Source organism: Devosia sp. (genome assembly GCF_028290435.1).
Taxonomy (GTDB): domain Bacteria; phylum Pseudomonadota; class Alphaproteobacteria; order Rhizobiales; family Devosiaceae; genus Devosia.
The window spans coordinates 1-2599 of record NZ_JAQGJV010000007.1 but is presented as its reverse complement, the minus strand read 5'-3'; the positions used below and the strand labels follow the sequence as shown (position 1 = coordinate 2599).

General features: G+C 63.6%; 1 protein-coding gene and 1 pseudogene. Both read right to left on the bottom strand.

Annotation, left to right across the window (positions count from 1 at the left end; genetic code table 11):
* Nucleotides 1–31: 31 nt before the first annotated feature.
* Nucleotides 32–2401, bottom strand: a complete 2370-nt coding sequence (locus tag JWP26_RS01560) for an aldehyde dehydrogenase family protein (protein WP_299722445.1) — start codon at nt 2399–2401, stop codon at nt 32–34.
* A gap of 1 nt (nt 2402) precedes the next feature.
* A pseudogene (locus JWP26_RS01555) lies at nt 2403–2599 on the bottom strand (deoxyribose-phosphate aldolase); the annotation flags it as partial.

Genomic DNA, 2599 nt, shown 5'->3' with positions numbered 1-2599 from the left:
GGCGTGGGGATGCAAAAAGTTGAGGGGCGCCTCACGCCCCGTAGGGGATCCAGACGTTCTTGACCTGCGTGGCCTTGCCGAGGAAATAATCCCCCTCAAACAGCCGATCGGCGAGGTCATAGTACAGCCCCCTGCTGGTCCAGGTCTGCTTTAGATTTGTGATGGAGGCCTTTTCCACCATGGTGGACGTCTCCAAATCCCCGGCGAACCACAGCCCATCGACGCCGTCGTGTTCGGCCAGGGTCTTGGCCAAAGCCACGCTGTCGCCGGTGACAATGTTGATGACGCCGGAGGGCGCGTCGGACGTTTCGATGACCTGATAGAGGTCGGTGATCGACAGCGGCGACTGCGCCGAGGGCACCAGCACCACGGGATTACCCATGGCCAAAGCCGGGGCAATCAGGGCGATGGAGCCAAGCAGCGGACGCGACGGCGGCGCCACGATGCCGATGACGCCGAGCGCTTCGACCATGGCGACGGCCACCGTACGCTGCGGCGGGTTGTGCACCGCGCCATCATATTTATCGGCCCAGCCCGCAAAGGCGAACAGCCGTTCGACCGACAGCGCGACTTCGCCCACGCCGTCGTCGCCAGTCTGCGCCTTGATGCGCGCCGCAAACTCGTCCCGGCGATAATCGAGATTTTCGGCAAGAAAATAGAGGATCTGCGCCCGCGAATGCGCCGCGGTCGTCGCCCAGCCCAGCGCGCCACGCGCGGCCTCGACGGCATTGCGGATATCCTTGCGATTGCCGTCGCCGACTTCGCCGATCAGCTTGCCATCGGCCCCATGCACCGGGCGGTTGTACCCGCTATCCGGCCGCGCCTGCTTGCCGCCAATATACATCTTGGCGGTCTGGTCGAGATGGCCGCTATCGAGCGGATTGGCGGCCTTGGTCGGAGCCGCCGCTACGACGGGAGCCGGTTTCAGCGCCTTCTCCCATTTCGGCTTGAGATAGGCGCTCATGCCCTCGCGGCCACCTTCGCGGCCAAAGCCTGATTCCTTGTAGCCGCCGAAGCCAACGGCCGCGTCGAAATTGTTGGTGCCGTTGATCCAGACCACGCCGGCTTTGATCTTGGGGGCAATGTCCAAAGCCAGATTGATGTTCTCGCTCCAGATCGTTGCGGCGAGACCGTACTTGGTATTGTTGGCGAGCTGCACCGCCTCCTCGGGCGTGCGGAAGCTCATCGCCACCAACACCGGCCCAAAAATTTCCTCGGCCACCAGTGTGTTGGCCGGCGACACATTGGTCACCAGCGCCGGCTTGAGAAAACACCCGGCGCCCGGCAGCGTCATGCCATCGGGCTCATAGATCACGGCGCCTTCGGCCGCGCCGCGCTTCATCAGGTCGCGAATGCGCTCGACCTGCACCGGGGCCACCAGCGCCCCGATGTCCACCGACTTGTCCAGCGGATCGCCGACGCGGAGCGTCGACATGCGCAGCTTGAGCTTGGTGATGAACCGCTCCTCGATGCTCTCCTGCACCAGCAGCCGCGAGCCGGCGCAACACACCTGCCCCTGATTGAACCAGATGGCGTCGACCAGCCCCTCGATGGCGCTATCGATATCGGCATCTTCGAAGACGATGTAGGGCGACTTGCCGCCCAGCTCGAGGCTCAGCCCCTTGCCGGTGCCGGCGGTGGCGGCGCGAATGGCCTTGCCCACTTCGGTCGAGCCGGTAAAGGCGATCTTGTCGACGCCGGGATGGGCCACAATGGCCTGCCCGGTGCCGCCCTCGCCGGTCACAATGTTGACCACGCCCTTGGGCAGGCCGACGCGTTCGCAGATTTCGGCAAACAGCAGCGCCGTCAGCGAGGTGAACTCGGCTGGCTTGAGGATCACGGTATTACCGGCCGCCAGCGCCGGAGCGATTTTCCACGCCAGCATCAATAGCGGAAAATTCCACGGAATGATCTGCCCGCAGACGCCATACGGCACCGCGTCAGGGAATTCACGGCTCAGATGCTGGGCCCAGCCGGCGTGGTGATAGAAATGGCGGGCGACCAGCGGGATATCGATGTCGCGGCTTTCGCGGATCGGCTTGCCATTGTCGAGGGTTTCGAGCACGGCGAACAGGCGGGCGTGTTTCTGCACGGCGCGAGCAATGGCGTAGAGATATTTGCCGCGCTCATAACCACTTAGCGCGCTCCACAGCGGGAATGCGGCGCGGGCGGCTTTGACTGCAAGGTCGACATCGGCGGGTGTGCCGTCGCTGATTTGCGCCAAGCTCTGGCCGTTGGCGGGATTGTCGGACGAGAAGGTCTTGCCCGGAGCGGTCCATTCGCCATTGATGAAATGGCCGAACTTGCGGTCGTGGCTGTCGAGCCAGGCTATGGCCTGCTCGGGGCCTTCGGGGGCCGGGCCGTAGTCGAGCGACTGGAAGATTTGCGCGATCTTGTTCATGTCAAACCATGGGCTGGCGGTAATCGGCGGCGTAGTGGCCGGTGAGGCCGTGCTCTAGCTGACGCTCGATATCGGTTAACAGACTGCTAGCACCGAAGCGGAACAAGTGCGGTTGAAGCCAACGCGTTCCAAGCTCTTCCTTGAGCAATGCCATGTACTTAAGGGCGTCGCCCGCAGTCGCAATGCCGCCAGCAGGTT